Annotated in this window: 17 protein-coding genes; 7 read left to right on the top strand and 10 right to left on the bottom strand. The window is 74.7% G+C overall.

Going from position 1 to position 17,045, the window contains the following annotated elements; all coding sequences use genetic code 11:
• The first annotated feature begins 169 nt into the window (after positions 1-169).
• Both GVV04_RS12725 and GVV04_RS12720 read left to right on the top strand, forming a co-directional pair.
• Positions 170-1,546 carry a hypothetical protein gene (locus GVV04_RS12725; RefSeq protein ID WP_161687793.1) on the top strand — a complete coding sequence of 459 codons (1,377 nt, stop codon included), beginning with the start codon at positions 170-172 and terminating at the stop codon, positions 1,544-1,546.
• Positions 1,547-1,619: 73 nt separating this feature from the next.
• Entirely contained in the window at positions 1,620-2,486 is an 867-nt protein-coding gene (locus GVV04_RS12720) for a 3-methyladenine DNA glycosylase (protein WP_161687791.1), read from the top strand.
• A gap of 60 nt (positions 2,487-2,546) precedes the next feature.
• On the opposite strand, the gene GVV04_RS12715 is transcribed toward GVV04_RS12720, so the two are convergent.
• From GVV04_RS12715 to GVV04_RS12680, 8 genes are all read right to left on the bottom strand, one after another.
• Complete coding sequence (locus tag GVV04_RS12715) at positions 2,547-3,680, bottom strand: cellulose binding domain-containing protein (protein ID WP_161687790.1); 1,134 nt, start codon at positions 3,678-3,680, stop codon at positions 2,547-2,549.
• Positions 3,681-3,843: 163 nt separating this feature from the next.
• Positions 3,844-4,422: a GNAT family N-acetyltransferase gene (locus GVV04_RS12710; protein ID WP_161687788.1), complete on the bottom strand. Its 579-nt coding sequence runs from the start codon at positions 4,420-4,422 to the stop codon at positions 3,844-3,846.
• A gap of 141 nt (positions 4,423-4,563) precedes the next feature.
• Positions 4,564-4,989 carry an alternative ribosome rescue aminoacyl-tRNA hydrolase ArfB gene (gene arfB, locus GVV04_RS12705; protein ID WP_161687786.1) on the bottom strand — a complete coding sequence of 142 codons (426 nt, stop codon included), beginning with the start codon at positions 4,987-4,989 and terminating at the stop codon, positions 4,564-4,566.
• 73 nt (positions 4,990-5,062) lie between these two features.
• Positions 5,063-5,926 carry a S1C family serine protease gene (locus GVV04_RS12700; protein ID WP_161687784.1) on the bottom strand — a complete coding sequence of 288 codons (864 nt, stop codon included), beginning with the start codon at positions 5,924-5,926 and terminating at the stop codon, positions 5,063-5,065.
• Positions 5,927-6,015: 89 nt separating this feature from the next.
• A complete protein-coding gene (locus GVV04_RS12695; protein ID WP_161687782.1) occupies positions 6,016-6,975 on the bottom strand; it encodes a VWA domain-containing protein in 960 nt (319 codons plus the stop codon).
• Positions 6,972-8,021, bottom strand: coding sequence for a DUF58 domain-containing protein (locus tag GVV04_RS12690; RefSeq protein WP_161688392.1), 1,050 nt, complete (start codon positions 8,019-8,021; stop codon positions 6,972-6,974). The genes GVV04_RS12695 and GVV04_RS12690 overlap by 4 nt, the downstream gene beginning before the upstream one ends.
• A 131-nt stretch (positions 8,022-8,152) precedes the next feature.
• The gene (locus tag GVV04_RS12685) at positions 8,153-9,202 is read right to left on the bottom strand and encodes an AAA family ATPase (RefSeq protein ID WP_161687780.1); all 1,050 of its coding nucleotides are present in this window, start codon (positions 9,200-9,202) and stop codon (positions 8,153-8,155) included.
• A 174-nt stretch (positions 9,203-9,376) separates the two neighbouring features.
• Positions 9,377-9,904, bottom strand: coding sequence for a hypothetical protein (locus GVV04_RS12680; protein ID WP_161687779.1), 528 nt, complete (start codon positions 9,902-9,904; stop codon positions 9,377-9,379).
• A 420-nt stretch (positions 9,905-10,324) separates the two neighbouring features.
• Here GVV04_RS12680 and GVV04_RS12675 point away from each other — a divergent pair, with 420 nt between their 5' ends.
• Positions 10,325-11,254, top strand: coding sequence for an endonuclease/exonuclease/phosphatase family protein (locus GVV04_RS12675; RefSeq protein ID WP_201753456.1), 930 nt, complete (start codon positions 10,325-10,327; stop codon positions 11,252-11,254).
• A gap of 36 nt (positions 11,255-11,290) precedes the next feature.
• On the opposite strand, the gene cimA is transcribed toward GVV04_RS12675, so the two are convergent.
• Entirely contained in the window at positions 11,291-12,874 is a 1,584-nt protein-coding gene (gene cimA, locus GVV04_RS12670; protein WP_161687775.1) for a citramalate synthase, read from the bottom strand.
• Between the two features lie 411 nt (positions 12,875-13,285).
• Here cimA and GVV04_RS12665 point away from each other — a divergent pair, with 411 nt between their 5' ends.
• The 4 genes from GVV04_RS12665 (at position 13,286) to GVV04_RS12650 (ending at position 15,824) form a co-directional block, all read left to right on the top strand.
• Positions 13,286-13,846, top strand: a complete 561-nt coding sequence (locus tag GVV04_RS12665) for a peroxiredoxin (protein WP_161687773.1) — start codon at positions 13,286-13,288, stop codon at positions 13,844-13,846.
• A gap of 2 nt (positions 13,847-13,848) precedes the next feature.
• Positions 13,849-14,379: a carboxymuconolactone decarboxylase family protein gene (locus GVV04_RS12660; protein ID WP_161687771.1), complete on the top strand. Its 531-nt coding sequence runs from the start codon at positions 13,849-13,851 to the stop codon at positions 14,377-14,379.
• Positions 14,380-14,540: 161 nt separating this feature from the next.
• A complete protein-coding gene (locus tag GVV04_RS12655) occupies positions 14,541-14,999 on the top strand; it encodes a PRC-barrel domain-containing protein (RefSeq protein WP_161687769.1) in 459 nt (152 codons plus the stop codon).
• Positions 15,000-15,053: 54 nt separating this feature from the next.
• Positions 15,054-15,824: a tyrosine-protein phosphatase gene (locus GVV04_RS12650; RefSeq protein WP_161688390.1), complete on the top strand. Its 771-nt coding sequence runs from the start codon at positions 15,054-15,056 to the stop codon at positions 15,822-15,824.
• 111 nt (positions 15,825-15,935) lie between these two features.
• On the opposite strand, the gene GVV04_RS12645 is transcribed toward GVV04_RS12650, so the two are convergent.
• Positions 15,936-17,033 (bottom strand): branched-chain amino acid aminotransferase, encoded by a 1,098-nt coding sequence (locus tag GVV04_RS12645; protein WP_161687767.1) that lies wholly within the window; start codon positions 17,031-17,033, stop codon positions 15,936-15,938.
• Positions 17,034-17,045 lie beyond the last annotated feature (12 nt).

Genomic DNA, 17,045 nt, shown 5'->3' with positions numbered 1-17,045 from the left:
GCCCTCCTGCTACGCACGGGGAGTGCACCCCCGGGCGGCGGGCGGGCGTCGGCAGAGGGCCCGGGGCGGCCACCCTACGTCGTCCGTCGCCGGTGCGGGCCGGGTTCGCCACTTCGTACCCGCACGACGTGGGGCCGCGCCTAGCGTCGGCTACCGGAGGTTCGTTCGTATGCCTGCATCGACACGACACCACAGGGCCCTCGCAGTGTTCGTACACTGCCTCGGCATTCTCGCCGCCGTGCCGGCACTGCCCGCGGTGGCCCCGGAGGCGGTGGCCACGCCGGCAGCGGCGGCCCGCCCGGCGGCGGCCGTCGCCACGCCGACGGAGACCCCGACACCCACCGACTCGGCGACGGCGCCGACGCCGGCGGCTCCCGCGCCGCCGCCGCTGGTCTCGCCGTCCGTGGTGGTGCCGACCCAGGGCGCGCCGTCACCGGTGACGGTGGCGGTCACGCCGGCCGGCACACCCGCGCCGGGCTACCAGGTCCAGGTCCGCAACACCGGGAGCCGGCCGCTGGCCACCACGGTGCGCCAGGAGCTGCCGGCCGGGACGTCCGCGACCTGGATCACTCCGGGCGGGCGGGCCACCCGCTCGGCGGCGAGCACCGAGGTGACCTGGCAGCTCAACCTGCCCGCCCGCAGCACCACCACGCTGCACACGGCGCTCTCCGCCGCCGCGCCGGGCCGGCCGCTCTCCGCGCCGGCCTGCGCCTTCACCAGCGACGGGAACCGGCCGTACGACTGTGCGACCGCGACCTGGAGCGGCGCGGCGGTGCCGGCGGCCGAGGTCACCGCGGCCCCGCCGTGGCGCCGACCCCCGGTGCTGCTCGCCGCGCTGGCCGTGGTCCTCCTGGCCGGGCTCGGCGGGCTGTGGTGGTGGCAGCGGCGCCGACGGGTGCGCCCCGGTGCCCGGCAGCCCGGGGCCACCGCCCCGGCCGGGACCGCCGGGGCGACCGCTCCGGGGACGAGCGACCGGGGAACCGTGTACCCCCGGCCCGCCACGCCGACGGCCGTGGCCCGCCGCCGCCGGCCCCCGGTCTGGCTGCTGGTGGGGGCGGCCCTGGCGGTCCTGGCCGGGGTGGTCCTCGCGGCCACGCTGACCGCCACCCGGCGGGTCGCCGCGATCGACACGGCCAAGCAGCCGACCAGCGGCGCCTGGGTGGGGCGCAGCGCGACGGGGGTGGTCGGCGTGCCGCTGCGCGAGCAGGCGCTGGAGTTCACCGTCTACCGGGTCGCCTGCCCGAGCAGGCCGGTCGCCGGCGGGCAGTGCCAGGCCACCGTCGGGGTCCGCAACGTCAGCCCGCAGCAGCAGACCTGGCACGGTCAGATGCAGCGGGCGTACCTGCCGGGCGGCACCTGGGTCAGCACCGACGAGGCGGCGACCCGGCTGGCCAACCAGGGGCGGGACGTGTTCGCCCAGCCGCTCGCCGCGGGCAGTCGGCTGGTGCTGCCGCTGGTGTTCACGGTCGACGGCCCGACCCGACCGAAGCAGCTCGAGCTGCGCAGCGGGGTGTTCTCCGCCGGGGTCCGGGTGGACGTGCCCTGACCCGGGACGGGGGCCGGTGGCGCCGCCGGGGTGGGCGCAGGGGGCGGGCGGGCGGCGGTCGTACGCTGGGGCGGTGACCGCAGCCCTCGTCCCCGCCGCACCGCTGCACCTGGCCGACTGGCAGGCCCGGCGGCGCGTCCACGAGGAGCGGGTCGACGGGTGGCTGGCCCCGCACCTGGCCCGCCGCCGCACCGGCGCGAAGCACCCGGTGGAGGACTTCCTCTTCACCTACTACTCGCACCGCCCCGCCCAGCTCCGCCGCTGGCATCCCGGGGCGGGGGTGGTGCTGCGCGGCGCGGACCCGACCGAGTTCGGCCCGGACTACCGGGCCACCGCCGCCGGGCTCACCCTCGACACCGATCCGGTACGCGCCCGGCGGGCCGGCTCGGTGGACTGGATCCGCGCCCTTCTCGCGGCGACCGCCGGCCGGCCGGCGCACCTGGGCTGCTTCGGAATGCACGAGTGGGCGATGGTCTACCGGCAGACCCAGGAGGAGGTACGCCACAACGCGTGGCCGCTGCGGCTCAGCCCGGCGGAGACGGCAGCCGTGGTCGAGGAGCGGGGCGTGCGGTGCAGCCACTTCGACGCGTACCGGTTCTTCACCGCGCCGGCCCGGCCGCTGAACCTGCTCGCCCCGACCCGGGAGAGCCAGCACGACCTGGAGCAGCCGGGCTGTCTACACGCCAACATGGACCTCTACAAGTGGGCGTACAAGCTGTCCCCGCTGATCTGCTCGGAGCTGGTGGCCGACGGCTTCGCCCTGGCCCGGGAGATCCGCGCGCTGGACATGCGGGCCAGCCCGTACGACCTGGCCGCGCTCGGGTACCCGCCGGTACGGGTGGAGACGCCGGAGGGCCGCGCCGAGTACGCCGCCGCGCAGCGCGGGTTCGCCGAGCGGGCCGCCGTCCTGCGCGCCCGGCTGCTCGCCGCGCTCGGCTGAGCGGAGAGGCCCCTCCCGACGCCCGTGGCGCGGCCGGGGCCCCTGCTCAACCTCCCGGCCTCAGCTCGCCGTGCAGCTCAGGGTGGGGACGGTAGGCGCGGCGGTGCTGCTGCCGAGGAAGCCGAAGGTGGCCTCCACGCCCGGGGCGAGCGCCCCGTTCCAGCTCACGTTGCGGGCGGTGACCGCGCCACCGGTCTGCTGGGTCAGCTCGGCGTTCCACGTCTGGCTGATCCGCTGGCCGCCGGGGAGGGTGAAGCCGACCGTCCAGCCGACCGTCCGGGCGGTCCCGGTGTTGCGGACGGTCACCTCGCCCTGGAAGCCGCCCTGCCACTGCCCGACGATCCGGTAGCCGGCCGTGCAGCCGACCCCCGAGGTCGGCCCCGCCGTGGGCGTGACGGTGGGCGTCGGCGTCGGCGTGCTCGTCGGGGTCGGGGTCGGGGTGGGGGTGGGGGTGGTGCCGGAGAGCGCGGCGGCCAGCGCCGGGTACCAGCGGTCCGACATCTTCTGGTCGCCGGCGGCGTTGGGGTGCACCCCGTCGTACGTGTCGGTGGCGGTGCTGAAGCCCGTCCACTGGTCGACGACCACGATCGGGGACTGCGCGGTGGTCTTCCCCGCCGCCCAGCCGTCGACCGCGCCGTTGAACGCGACCACCCGCTGCCCGCACTCGGCGCAGCTGGCCGGGGCCATCGGAATGATCTTCGCGACGATCACCCGCATCGCCGGGTTGCTGGCCCGCATCTGGTCCACCAGCTTCGAGTGGGCGGCCAGGATGGTCGCCGGCGCGATGTTGCTCCACACGTCGTTGGTGGCGAAGTGCATGAGCACGATGTCGGGGTGGGTGGCGGAGAGCCACCCGGGCAGCAGGTTCTGGTTGGCGACGTTCGTCACCAGATACCCGCCGTGGCCCTCGTTGTCACCGTCGTACGCCTGCCCGCAGCCCTGCGGGCCGAGCGTGCCGACGAAGTCGATGTTCGTGTGGCCGGTGGACTGGAGGCGGTTCCAGAGGAGGGACCGCCAACAACCGGGCGAGCCGGTGATCGAGTCGCCGAGCGGCATGATCCGTACCGGCGCGGCGGCGGCCGGCGCGGCGGACGCCGGAAGGGTGGGCGTGGCGGCGAACAGCCCGGTCAGCAGGGTGAGGGAGACGGCCGCGAGGGCGGCGAGCAGAGCCGGAACGATTGGCCTTCGAAGCATGGTGAGGGGGCTCCTGTCACGTGACGTCGTACGGTCGGTGACGGCCCGGTTGCTCCCGGAGCCATTCCACCAGATCGCCGGCTCCCCCTCAATGCCCTCCCGCATGCCGGCACCCGCCGGCCCCGGGTCGCTCCACGCCGACCCGGCCGGGGCGCGGCCCGGGTCAGGGGTGACCGCGATGCGTGGCCCACTCGGGGGCGAGGATCGACATCACCGTGGCGTCCACCCAGTCGTCGCCGTCGCGCAGCACCTGGCGCAGCACCCCCTCGGCGACGAAGCCGACCTTCTCGTAGACCCGGCGGGCCCGGGGGTTGAAGGCGAACACCTCCAGCGAGATCCGGTGCAGGCCGAGCCGCTCGAAGCCGTACCCGACGACCAGCCGCACCGCCTCGGTGCCAAGTCCCCGGTTCCGGCCGGACGCGGCGAACAGGGTGCGGAAGTTGCAGGCGCGGTTCCACTCGTCCCGGTCGTTGAGGACGACCTCGCCGACGCAGTCGCCGGTGGCCCGGTCGACCACGGCCAGGTCGAGCCGGTCGGTCTGCGCGTTGCGGCTGCCGTACCAGTCGCGCAGCCGCTGCTCGTCGAATTCGTCGGGCGAGCTGCCGGTCAGCCGGCGGACCTCGGGGTCGGTCACCGCGGCGCGGAGGGCCGCCACGTCGTCGTCGACGAACGGGCGCAGGACCACGCGATCTCCGGTGAGGGTCGGCTTGACGGAGAAGTCGGGCGTCGGTGGCGTGCTCACGTCCCGGCACGCTACGGCCGGCCCCGCCGCGCCGCCTCCGATTTCCGCCCGGGGACGGTCACCGCCGATCCACGCGGCACCCTGGCTACGCCGGGAACGCCCAGCCGATCAACGCGACGCCGCAGGCCTGCGCCGGGGCTGTCAGTCGTCGTCGGCCCGGCGGTCGCGCTTGCGCTGGGACTGGCGCTTCTTGTCGGTGAGGCGACGCTCCTTGGCGCGCCGCGACGGGCGGGTCGGGCGACGCGGCGGGGGCGGCGGGGCCACCGCCTCGCGCAGCAGCGCCGCCATCCGCTCCCGGGCGGCCTCCCGGTTGGCGAGCTGGGCCCGGTGTTCGCTCGCGGCGATGGTGATCACCCCGTCGACGAGCCGGCCGGCCAGGCGTTGCAGCGCCCGGGTGCGTAGTGGCTCCGGCAGGGTCGGCGAGCCGGCCACGTCGAAGCTCAGCTCCACCCGCGAGTCGGTGGTGTTGACGCCCTGCCCGCCCGGGCCCGACGAACGGGAGAACCGTTCGCGCAGCTCGGCTCCCGGCACCACCAGCCGGTCGGTCACCCGCAGTCCGTCGTCCACGCCACGAGGCTAGCGCCCCGCCCGCGCCCGTGGTCGGGCGTGGTGGCGTCGAGGGACCCGGGGGATGCTCGGCTCAGCCGCCCTTGCCGATGATGGTGTCGGCGGTCTGCTGCACCTGGTCGATCGGGATGGCGAAGCCGATGCCGATCGAGCCGCTGCCGTCGATGGTGGCGATGGCGGTGTTCACCCCGACCACCTCGCCCCGGGCGTTGACCAGCGGGCCGCCGGAGTTGCCCGGGTTGATCGACGCGTCGGTCTGCACCGCCCGGTGCCGGTTGGTGCCGAGCCGCACCTGGCGATCGAGCGCGCTGACGATGCCCGCGGTGACGGTGCCGGCCAGCCCGAGCGGGGAACCGACGGCGAGCACCGGCTCGCCGACCCTGGTGGCGCCCGGCTTGGCCAGCGGCAGCGGGGCCAAACCGGCGTCCGGGGGCACCCGGAGCACGGCCAGGTCGCTGCCCGGCTCCCGGCCGACGACCTCGGCGGGGAAGCGTCGGCCGTCCGGCAGCTCCACCGTGATCGCTCCCCCGCCGCCCTTGGCCAGGATGTGGTCGTTGGTGATCAGGTGCTGCTGGTCGTCGATGGCGAACCCGGAGCCGGTCGCCCCGGCGCCGGAGCCGCCCCCGACCAGCACCGACACCACGCCCGGCACGGTCCGCTCGGCGGCGGTGACCAGCTCGGCCGGCACGGGCGCCGCCGACGCCGCCGCCGGGCCCGGCGCGCCGGCCTGGTCGGCGACCCACAGGCCGGCCGCCGCGCCGGACAGGGTGGACAGGGCCACCACCCCGGCCGCGGCCAGCAGCCGGTCCCGCCAGCCGCGCCGCCGGCCACCCCCCTCCGGACCGGGTACGTCCCACCGGCCCCATCCGTCCGGGTCGAGTTCGGGCGAGACGAACCACGGTCCGCGCGGCTCGCCCAGTCCGGTCTGCACTGCCATGCGTGCGCTCCTCACGTCCTTGTCACCGCGGATGTCCGTCTCGGGAACCCGGAGGGGTCGGCGTGCCGACGGGCCGGGTCCTGACGCGTTCAGGGCAGCCGGGAGAACCACCGCATCGACCCCGCCGCGGCCCCCATCGCCAGGACCAGCCCGAGCCCGATGAACCGGGCGGAGACGTCCTGCCGTTCCCGGCGGTAGCCGACCGAGGTGCCGATGTCGTCGTAGACCGCCCGCAGCTCCGCGCTGCTGGTCGCCTCGTGGAAGCCGCCCCCGGTGGAGTCGGCGACCGCCCTGAGGGTCTGCCCGTCCACCGGCACCTGGATGGGTCGGCCGCCCCGGTCGACGAACCCGGACGGGGTGCCGAACGAGATGGTGTGCACCGGCACCTTCGCCCCGACCGCCTCGGCGGCGGCCTCCATCGGGTCCATGCCGGAGGTGTTCGCCCCGTCGGAGAGCAGGATGATCCGGGCCGGCGGTGGCTGCTTGGCCGCCTGGCTGTCCAGCCCCTTCACCGCGCCGAGCGAGGTGTTGATCGCCTCCCCGATGGCGGTGCCCTGCACGCCGGTGGCGCCCTCGGCGAGGCGGTCGATCCCCTCGTGCAGGGCCTCCCGGTCGGTGCCGGGCGGCACCAGCACCGCCGCGCTGCCGGCGAACGCGACGAGCCCCACGTTGAACTCGTCGGGCAGGCCGTCGACGAACCGCCGGGCGGCGTGCTTGGCCGCGCTGAGCCGGTCCGGTTCGACGTCGGAGGCGAGCATCGAGGTGGACACGTCCACGGCCACCATGACGGTGGCCCGTTCCCGGGGCACCCGCACCTCGTCGTGGGGGCGGGCGAAGCCCACCACCAGCAGCGCCAACATGGCCAGGAAGAGGCCGGCCGGCAGGTGTCGGCGCCACGCGGGGCGGTGTGGGGCGACCCGGTCGAGCAGCCGCAGGTTGGTGAAGCGGACGGCGTACCGGCTGCGGCGGCGCTGGGCCAGCAGGTAGCCGGCGGCCAGGGCGGCGACCCCGAGCAGCAGCCAGAGCCGGGCGGGTGACTGCCAGCTCACGCGGCACCTCCCCGCGCCGCGCCCAGCCCCCGTGCCGCGCCCAGCCCCGGTGTCCCGCCCGGCCCCCGCGCCGGGGCGCCCCCGCTCGCCGCCGGTGCCAGGGCGAGCCGGCGCTGGGCGTGCACGTGCCGGACGATGTCGGCGCACCAGTCCCGGTCGGTGCGTAGCGGCAGATGGCCCGCCCCGCACCGGCGCAGCGCCTGGCTGATCTGGTCGCGTTGGGCGGCGGCGGCCTCGGCATACCGCTCGCGCAGCCGGGAGTCGCCGGTCCACACCTCCCGCCGCCGGCCGGTCTCCGGGTCGACCAGGGTAATCAGGCCGACGTCCGGCAGCTCCAGCTCACGCGGGTCGGTCACCTGCACGGCGAGCACCTGGTGCCGCACGGCGAGCCGGCGCAGCGGCACCTCCCAGGGCGGCGGGGCCGCCGGGTCGTCGGGCAGCCCGTCGAGGAAGTCGGAGACCACCACGACCAGGCCCCGGCGGGCGGCGACCCGCCCCACCGCCGCCAGCCCGTCGGTCAGGTCCGGGGGCGCCAGCGGCGCGGTGTCCGGTTCGTACCCGCCGACGCGCGGCGCGGACAGCAGAGCCCGGAGCAGCCCGAGCAGGTGGATCCGGCCGCTGCGGGCGGGGAACCGGCGCAGCCCGTCCGGGGCCAGCAGTTGGGCGCCGAGCCGGTTGCCGGAGCCGGCGGTGAGGAAGCCGACCGCCGCCACCGCGGCCACCGCCAGCTCGCGCTTGTCCAGGTCGGCGGTGCCGTACTCCATGCTGGGGCTGGCGTCCACCAGCAGCCAGGTGGTCAGCTCCCGGTCGGCGTCGACCTCGCGGACGTGCGGGACGGTGGTCCGGGCGGTGACGGCCCAGTCCATCCGGCGCACCTCGTCCTCGCCCGGCCGGTACTCGCGGCTGCCGGCGACCTCGCTGCCCGGGCCGGGCAGCAGCCCGCGGTGCTGGCCGTGCAGCAGCCCGTCCAGGCGGCGGGTGACGGTCAGCTCCAACCGGCGCAGCCGCCCGGCGGGCGCGAGGTCGGCCAGAGTCGGGTCGGCCAGAGTCGGATCGGCCGGGGTCGGGCCGGCCGGCGTCGCCCCGCTCCACGTCGACGGGGTCCCGTTCGACGCGGGCGTGGCCCCGGTCGACGACCGCGTGGTCCCGCCCCGCGCGGGCGGGACGGCGGGGCCCCTCACGCCGCCGCCAGGTCGGTGGCGTACCCGGTGTGGTGGGTGGCGATCCGGGGCGGCGGCACCGCCTCGACCAGCCGGCGCACCACCGCCTCGGCGGAGACCCCGTCGGCGACCGCGTCGAAGGAGAGCACCAGCCGGTGGGCGAGGACGTCCACCGCCAGTTCCCGGACGTCCTCGGGCAGCACGTGGTCCCGGCCGCGCAGCAGTGCCTGGGCCCGGGCGGCGGCGACCAGGCCCAGGGTGGCCCGGGGGCTGGCCCCGTACGCCAGCAACGGCGCGATCTCGGGCAGCCCGAACCGGCCCGGGTCGCGGGTGGCCAGGATCAGCCGGACGACGTACTCGGCGAGGGCGTGGTGCACGAAGACGTCGCCGGCCCGGCGCTGGAGCGCGCGCAGCCGGCCGGGGTCGAGAACCGGGCGCGGGCTCGGCCGGCCGGCGCTCATCCGGTAGAGGATGGCCAACTCGTCGGCGTCACCCGGGTAGTCCACGACGATCTTGAGGAGGAACCGGTCGCGCTGCGCCTCGGGGAGCTGGTACACCCCCTCGGACTCGATCGGGTTCTGGGTGGCGAGCACCAGGAACGGGTCGGGGACGGGCCAGCTCCGCCCGCCGATGGTGACCTGCCGCTCGGCCATCGCTTCGAGCAGCGCGGACTGCACCTTGGCCGGAGCGCGGTTGATCTCGTCGGCGAGCAGCAGGTTGGCCATGATCGGGCCGAGTTCGACGTCGAAGCTCTCCTTCGAGGCCCGGTAGATGCGGGTGCCGACGATGTCGGAGGGCACCAGGTCCGGGGTGAACTGGATCCGGGAGAAGGTTCCGCCGACCACGGTGGCGAGGGTGTGCGCGGCGAGCGTCTTGGCCACGCCGGGGACGCCCTCCAGCAGGCAGTGGCCGTTCGCGAGCAGCGCGGTGAGCAGGCGTTCGACGAGCCGATCCTGCCCGACGATCACGCGTTTGACCTCGAAGAGCGTCTGTTGCAGCTCGGCGCCGGTCGGATCGGGATCGACCGGGCTGGGCAGGCTGGCCAGGGTGTCCGAGATGTCCGTCACGGTGCTTGCTTCCCGGGCGGCGGTCCGGCAAACGTCGGAAATTACGCCACTCGGGGGCCCTTTGTCCCCCTGACCGGGGCGACCGTCGCCATCCGCCGCGAAACACGTCCCGGGTCCGGTAGCGGACGCGACGACGCCGGCCCACCGGGGCCGGCGTCGTCGGACGGCACGGGATCAGGGGGTGAACACCGCCAGGTGGAAGGGCCGGTCCGACGGGGCGCCGGTCGAGTCGACCGTCTGCACGAACACCCCGTTCGGCGTGCCGAGCCGCGGCGCGACCGAGACCTCGCCGGCCGGCGGGACGCAGCAGTTGGCGGCATCGCCGATGTTGGCCACGTACCCGCCCCGGACCAGGCTGTGGTTGAAGATGACCTGGTACTGGCCGGGGCCGTACCTGGTCGCGGAGACCGAGTCGTGCCCCCGGAGCAGCACGCCGGCGCTGCTGACCACCGCGAAGGAGGCGGAGCCGGCCACGAACGACGGGCTCACGCCGTCCCGCATCGCCGCCTTGGCCTGGGCCGCCTCGGCCGGCGTCACCGTCGGCTGGCCCACCGACGCGACGGGGCGGGCACCCGGCTGCCCGGTCTGGGCCACGGGCTTCGCCGTCGTCGCCTGGGCGGCGGCGAAGCCGCCACCGGCCAGCGTCAGCGCCAGCACGCCGAACGTGACCGCGACCGCCCTACCGGAAATGAATCTCGCCATGACAGGTTCCCCTTTTGTTGACCGTGTCGAAACGACCGGCTCGTCAGGCAACGAGTCGGATTGCTTCCGAGCCCGATCGGTGCTTCGGAAAAGCGTCGGCACAGCCGCCGCCGACATATTGACGATGCCGGAAGAGCGGCCCACCGGACAACCTCTGAGCAGCCATTACCACCGAGAGCGCCAGGGCTGGAACCAGGTGGAAACTAGCACCGAGAAAAGTGCCTGGTCAATAGAATGCTGCGGCGTTTCAGATTTGTTCAGGCGATCGGGGAATTGCGAAACGTGAGCGCTGGACAATTCACGAAAGGGGCCGGGACGCCGGGCACCCGGCGGAAGCGTTAGCGTGTCGCCGTGAACACGTCCGAGAAGGCCCCGCCCGGATTCGACCGGGGCGTCCGGACCCGCGGGTGGCTCTGCTGGCTGGCCGTGGTGCCGGGGCTGGCCTGGGCGGCGGTCCGGCTGACCGGCCTGGAACGGGGCCCGCTCGTGCAGGCGGTCGCCTTCACCCCGTACGTGGCGGCCTGGACGCCCGTGCCGCTGCTGCTCGCGCTCGCCCTGCGGCGCCGCTGGCCGGCGGCGGTCGCGGCCCTGGTCGCGGTGGCGCTGATCGGGGCGGTCGCGCCCCGGGCGTTGCCCGGCGGGCAGCCCGCCGCGCAGGGGCCGGAGCTGCGGCTGCTCACCGCCAACCTGCTGGCCGGCGCGGCCGACGCCCGCACCGTGGTGGACCTGGTCCGCGCGCACCGGGTCGACGTGCTGACCGTGCAGGAGTTCACCCCGGACGCGGCGACCGAGCTGGACCGGCTGGGCCTGGCCGGCCTGCTGCCCCACCGGCAGCTCAACCCGCAGGTGGGCACCACCGGCTCGGGCCTCTACGCCCGCTTCCCGATCGCCGGGGGCGGGATCCGGCAGAACCGCGGCGGCTGGGGCTTCAGCCAGGCGTACGGCACGGTGACGCCGCCGGGCGGGCCGCCGGTGCGGATCGAGTCGGCCCACCCGGCGGCCCCGTACGCGATCGACCAGGCCGGGTCCTGGCGTGCCGACCTGGAGACGCAGCCGGCGGCCACCCCGGCGGCGGGGCTGTCGATCCTCGCCGGGGACTTCAACGCCACCCTCGACCACGCGCCGCTGCGCGCCCTGCTGGCGACCGGGTACGCCGACGCGGCCGACGCCGCCGGCGCCGGGCTCACCGGCACCTGGGGCCCCTACGACGGTGACCTGATCCCGCCGGTGACGATCGACCACGTGCTGGTGGACCGGCGGATCGCCGTCCGGTCGGTGGCGGTGCACCCGCTGCCGGGCAGCGACCACCGCGCGGTTCTGGCGGGGCTGCGGGTGCCCGAGGGCGGGTGAGCGGGCGGCCCCTGCGCGTCGGCACGACGCCCCCGCTCAGACGTGGGCGCGGTCCAGGCCGTAGGTGAGCGCGTCGACGAGGGCGTGCCAGGACGCCTCGACCACGTTGGGGTGCACGCCGACGGTCGTCCAGTCCCGGCCCGTCCCGTCCGCGGTCTCCACCAGCACCCGGGTGACCGCGCCGGTGCCGTGGCTGCCCTCCAGGATGCGCACCTTGTAGTCGGCCAGCTCGAAGTCGCGCAGCTCCGGGTAGTGCCGGCACAGGCCGACCCGCAGCGCCTCGTCGAGGGCGTTGATCGGGCCGTTGCCCTCGGCGGTGGCGATCACCCGCTCGCCGCGTACCCGGATCTTGACGGTGGCCTCGGACACCACCGCGCCGTCCTCCCGGTGCTCGACGATCACCCGGTACGACTCCAGGGCGAACGGCCGGGTCGGCGCGGCGCCGGGCAGCTCGGAGCGGACCAGCAGCTCGAAGGAGGCGTCGGCGGCCTCGAACGACCAGCCCTCGGCCTCCAGCTCCTTCACCCGGCTGGTCACCCTCGACAGGGTCTCCGGATGGCCGGCCAGGTCCAGGCCCAGCTCGCGGCTCTTGAGCTCGACGCTGGCCCGGCCGGCCATCTCGGTGATCAGGATCCGCATGTCGTTGCCCACCACGAGTGGGTCCACGTGGTTGTAGAGCAGCGGATCCACCTTGATCGCGCTCGCGTGCAGCCCCGCCTTGTGGGCGAAGGCGGCGGCCCCGGCATACGCCTGGTGGGTGTCGGGGGCGATGTTGGCGATCTCGGCGATGGCGTGGGAGACCCGCACCATCTGCTCCAGGCAGCCCTCCGGTAGGACCGGCAGCCCGAGCTTGAGCTGGAGGTTGGCGACGACGGCGAAGATGTCGGCGTTGCCGGGGCGCTCGCCGTACCCGTTGGCGGTGCCCTGCACGTGACGGACGCCGGCCTCGACGGCCGCGATGGTGTTGGCCACCGCGCAGGCGGTGTCGTTCTGGGCGTGCATGCCGAGCCGCCCGGGATCGACCCCGGTCCGCGCGACCAGGTCGGCGATCGCGGCGGTCACCTGGGAGGGCAGCATCCCGCCGTTGGTGTCGCAGAGCACCATCACCTCGGCGCCGGCGGCCAGCGCGGTCTGGACCACCGCCGCCCCGTACGCCGGGTCGTGCCGGTAGCCGTCGAAGAAGTGCTCGCCGTCGACGAAGACCCGCCGCCCCTCGGCGACGAGGTGCGTAACGGTGTCCCGGATCATCGCCAGGTTCTCGGCGGCGGTGGTGCGCAGCGCCCGCTCGACGTGCCGCAGGTCGGCCTTGGCGACCAACGCGACGGCCGGGGTCCGCGCGTCCAGCAGCGCCCGGACCTGCGGGTCGGCGGCCACCGCGACGCCGGCCTTGCGGGTCGCCCCGAACGCGACGAGCTGGGCGTGCTTCAGGTCCAGCTCGGTGCGGGCCCGGCGGAAGAACTCGGTGTCCTTCGGCACGGCGCCCGGCCAGCCCCCCTCGATGAAGCCGACCCCGAACTCGTCGAGCAGCCGGGCGACGGCCAGCTTGTCGACCACCGAGTAGGTGAGCCCCTCTCGCTGGGCGCCGTCGCGCAGCGTCGTGTCGTAGACCTGGAACGTCATGGGGAGTCCTCTCGGGCGCGGGCGGGACGGGGCGGCGGGGCGGTTTGGGGCGGGGCGGTGTGACGGGACGGGGCGGGACGGGGCGGGACCAACAAAAAGACCCCCCGCGGATGCGGGAGGTCTGCGCGCTCGGCGGAGGGGAGGCCGGGCGCGCTAGGTGCCGATAATGACGACGCTGCTGGTCACGAACGCCACTCTGCCACCCGCCCCACGGTTTTGGGAGGCACAATCCACATGGCGGGACGGTGACACAGGGTTGCGATACCTCATCCGCTCCCGCCTGCCGGGTAGAACCCGCCGCCGGTGATCGGGTTCACAAGTCACCCGGCCGCTATCAAGCCGAAACACCGCTGCGGCAGTATCTGGAACAGATCCAGATACCGGCCTCGTGCCGCCGCCAAGGAGGACCCCGTGCTCACCGTCGGTGACCGCTTTCCCGAGTACGAACTCACCGCCTGCGTGTCTCTCGACGCCGACAACGCGTTCGAGTCGATCAACCACAAGTCGCACCAGGGCAAGTGGCGGGTGGTCTTCTTCTGGCCGAAGGACTTCACCTTCATCTGCCCGACGGAGATCGCCGAGTTCGGCCGGCTGAACGGCGAGTTCGCCGACCGGGACGCCCAGGTGCTCGGCGTGTCGGTGGACAACGAGTTCGTCCACTACGCCTGGCGCAAGGACCACCCGGACCTGCGCGAGCTGCCCTTCCCCATGCTCAGCGACATCAAGCGCGAGCTGACCGCCGACTGCGGCGTGCTCGGCGAGGACGGCGTGGCGCAGCGCGCCACCTTCATCGTCGACCCGGACAACGAGATCCAGTTCGCCATGGTGACCGCCGGCTCGGTCGGCCGGAACGTCTCCGAGGTGCTGCGGGTGCTCGACGCGCTGCAGACCGACGAGCTGTGCCCATGCAACTGGAACAAGGGCGGCGACACCCTCGACGCCACCAAGCTGCTCGCCGGCGCCGGGGCCTGACGATGGGCCTCGACGCGATCAAGGCAGCCCTGCCGGAGTACGCCAAGGACATCAAGCTCAACCTCGGCTCCACCGTCGGCGCCTCGACGCTGAAGCCGGAGCAGGCCTGGGGTACCGCGCTGGCCTGCGCCGTCGCGGCACGCAACCCGGTGGTGCTTCGGGAGATCGCCGCCGAGGCGGTCACCCACCTCACCCCCGAGGCGATCGAGGCGGCCAAGGGCGCCGCCACGATCATGGCGATGAACAACGTCTACTACCGGGCCAAGCACCTCATCGGCGACGACCAGTACGCGTCTATGCCGGCCCGGCTGCGGATGCAGATCATCGCCCGGCCGGGTGTGGAGAAGGGCGACTTCGAGCTCTGGTGCCTCGCCGTCTCGGCCATCACCGGCTGCGGGGTCTGCCTGGAGTCGCACGAGAAGACGCTGCGCGGGGCCGGCTTCACCCGCGAGCAGGTGCACGAGGGGCTGCGGATCGCCGCCGTGGTGCACGCCGCCGCGGTGGCCCTCGACGCGCAGGCCGCGCTGGCCTGAGCCGTCCAACCCGATTCCGCCGACGCCGTGACCGCGGTGCCGGCGGAATCGGCGTTTCCGGCAGTGCGCGTGTAGGGGCCGACCGGGCTGGGTAGGTGTATTTCGGACACGAGAACACCCCCTCTCCGAGACGACTACGACAGTCGAGGCAGGAGCACCCCATGGACAGGCTCGATCCGCACACCACACCCGGCACGCCGGAGCCCTCGATCCACGGCGGGCAGGGCTCGATCGCCGGCGGCGCCCCCGCCGGCGCGTTCGACCCGTGGAGCTACCGCGACCGGGCGTCGGCGGCCGACGCCGACCTGGTCGGCTACAAGGTCGAGGCCACCGACGGCAGCATCGGCAAGATCGACCGCGCGAGTCACGAGGTCGGCAGCAGCTACCTCGTGGTCGACACCGGCCCGTGGATCTTCGGCAAGAAGGTCATGCTGCCGGCCGGCACGGTCAACCACGTCGACCACGACGAGCGCAAGGTGCACGTCGACCGCGACAAGGACCAGATCAAGGCCGCACCCGAGTACGACGAGGACGGCCACAGCGACCCGGCGTACCGGGACAAGCTCGGCGGCTACTACGACGAGAGCTACGGCAACCTGCCCCCGGGCACCGCCCGCTGAGCGGGGCCGCCGGCCCGGCCGGCGGGACTCGGTTCACCGTCACGGCCGGTGGGGTTGACCCCCACCGGCCGCTACCGTGTCAGGGTGGACGCGATCGAGGTAAACCGCAGGATTCCCTTCTCCGCGATGTTCAACTTCCGCGATGTCGGCGGCTACCCGGCGGGCGACGGGCACACCGTCGCCTGGGGACGGCTCTACCGCTCGGACTCGCCACACCGGATCGACGGTGCCGACCGGGACGCCTTCGTCGCCCTCGGCGTCCGCACCGTGATCGACCTGCGCCGGCCGTACGAGGTGGCCCGGGACGGCCGGGTGCCGGAGCTGGACGGGCTCGCCTACCGGCACATCCACCCGGAGCACACCCCGTGGACGGAGTCGCAGTACGAGCCCGGCTCAAGCCTGGCCCGCTACCTCGCCGACCGGTACGCCGACCTCGCCGGGACCGGCGCCGCCGGGCTGGCCGAGGCGGTCGGGCTGATCGCCGACAGCGCCGCCGCCCCGGTCGTCGTGCACTGCGTGGCCGGCAAGGACCGCACCGGCATCGTCTGCGCGCTGACCCTCTCGGCGCTCGGCGTGAGCGACGCCGACATCGCCGCCGACTACGCGCTGAGCACGGAGGCGTCGGCGCGGTTCAGCGCCTGGGTGGCCGCCACCACCCCCGAGGCCGAGGAACTCCCCGCGCCGTTCCTGGCGTCCCCGGCCGAGGCGATGTCGCTGTTCCTGACCGAGCTGCGCGCGGGACACGGCTCCGTCGAGGGGTACCTGCGGCACGCGGGCGTCACCGACGCCCAGCTCACCGCCCTCCGCGACCACCTGCTGGACTGACCTCCGTCCCGGCCGCTCCCCCGGCCCGGCGAGGTGAGGTGACGACGGGCGCCGGGCGCGGTGGGGCAAGCCGCCCGGGGCGACTGGCGCCCCGGGCGGTGCAGCCGGTGCTCAGAGGACCCGGGTGACCCAGCCGTGCGGGTCGGCGACCCGGCCGCGCTGGACGTCCACCAGCCGCCGGTGCAGGTCGGTGGTCACCCGGCCCGGCTCGCCGCCGCCGACGAGGAACTCGCCGTCGGAGAAGCGGACCCGGCCGATCGGCGTGACCACGGCCGCGGTGCCGCAGGCGAAGGCCTCACGCAGCCGACCGCTGGCCGCGTCGGCCTGCCAGTCGGCGAGGCTGACCGGCCGCTCCTCGACCCGGTGGCCGGCCTCGGCGGCCAGGGTGAGGATCGCGTCGCGGGTGATGCCCGGCAGGATGGTGCCGGTCAGCGGCGGGGTGACCAGGGTGCCGTCGTCGTAGACGAAGAATACGTTCATCCCGCCCAACTCCTCGACGAAGCGGCGCTCCACGGCGTCGAGGAAGACCACCTGGTCGCAGCCGGCCTCGATCGCCTCGGCCTGGGCGGCCAGCGAGGCGGCGTAGTTGCCGCCGCACTTGGCCGCGCCGGTGCCGCCCGGGGCCGCCCGGGTGTAGTCCGGCGACACCCACACCGTCACCGGCTTGACCCCGCCGGAGAAGTACGCCCCCGCCGGGGAGGCGATGACCACGTAGAGGTATTCGTTGGCCGGACGGACGCCGAGGAAGACCTCGCTGGCGAACATGATCGGTCGCAGGTAGAGGCTGCTCCCGTCGCCCTCGGGGATCCACTCCCGGTCGATCTCGACCAGTCGGCGCAGCGACTCGACGAACGTCTCCGGCGGCAGCTGCGGCATCGCCATCCGGCGGGCCGAGTCGGCGAACCGGGCGGCGTTGGCCTCCGGACGGAACATGGTCACCGCGCCGTCGCCGGTGCGGTAGACCTTCAGGCCCTCGAAGATCTCCTGCGCGTAGTGCAGCACCGCGGCGGCCGGGTCCATCGGGATCGGCGCGCGCGCCTCGATCCGGGCGTCGTACCAGCCCTTTCCGTCCGCGTACCGGATGGTGACCATGTGGTCGGTGAAGACCCGGCCGAAGCCCGGGTTCACGAGCAGGGCGGCCCGGTCCACAGCGGATACCGGCGTGGGATTCGGACGGATCTCGAAGTCGAGCATGTCACCACCGCTCATCGCGCGGTCCTC

Source organism: Micromonospora rubida, assembly GCF_009908295.1.
Taxonomy (GTDB): Bacteria; Actinomycetota; Actinomycetes; order Mycobacteriales; family Micromonosporaceae; genus Micromonospora; species Micromonospora rubida.
Note: the sequence above shows the minus strand (reverse complement) of the source record. Positions and strands in the feature narration are given on the sequence as shown.

Excerpts from the sequence above, each read along its gene's own strand:
- GVV04_RS12655 (WP_161687769.1), top strand. The coding sequence starts at position 14,541 with ATGGACAGGCTCGATCCGCACACCACACCCGGCACGCCGGAGCCCTCG.
- GVV04_RS12725 (WP_161687793.1), top strand. The coding sequence starts at position 170 with ATGCCTGCATCGACACGACACCACAGGGCCCTCGCAGTGTTCGTACAC.
- GVV04_RS12660 (WP_161687771.1), top strand. The coding sequence starts at position 13,849 with ATGGGCCTCGACGCGATCAAGGCAGCCCTGCCGGAGTACGCCAAGGAC.
- GVV04_RS12715 (WP_161687790.1), bottom strand. The coding sequence starts at position 3,680 with ATGCTTCGAAGGCCAATCGTTCCGGCTCTGCTCGCCGCCCTCGCGGCC.
- GVV04_RS12645 (WP_161687767.1), bottom strand. The coding sequence starts at position 17,033 with ATGAGCGGTGGTGACATGCTCGACTTCGAGATCCGTCCGAATCCCACG.
- GVV04_RS12680 (WP_161687779.1), bottom strand. The coding sequence starts at position 9,904 with ATGGCGAGATTCATTTCCGGTAGGGCGGTCGCGGTCACGTTCGGCGTG.
- GVV04_RS12700 (WP_161687784.1), bottom strand. The coding sequence starts at position 5,926 with ATGGCAGTGCAGACCGGACTGGGCGAGCCGCGCGGACCGTGGTTCGTC.
- cimA (WP_161687775.1), bottom strand. The coding sequence starts at position 12,874 with ATGACGTTCCAGGTCTACGACACGACGCTGCGCGACGGCGCCCAGCGA.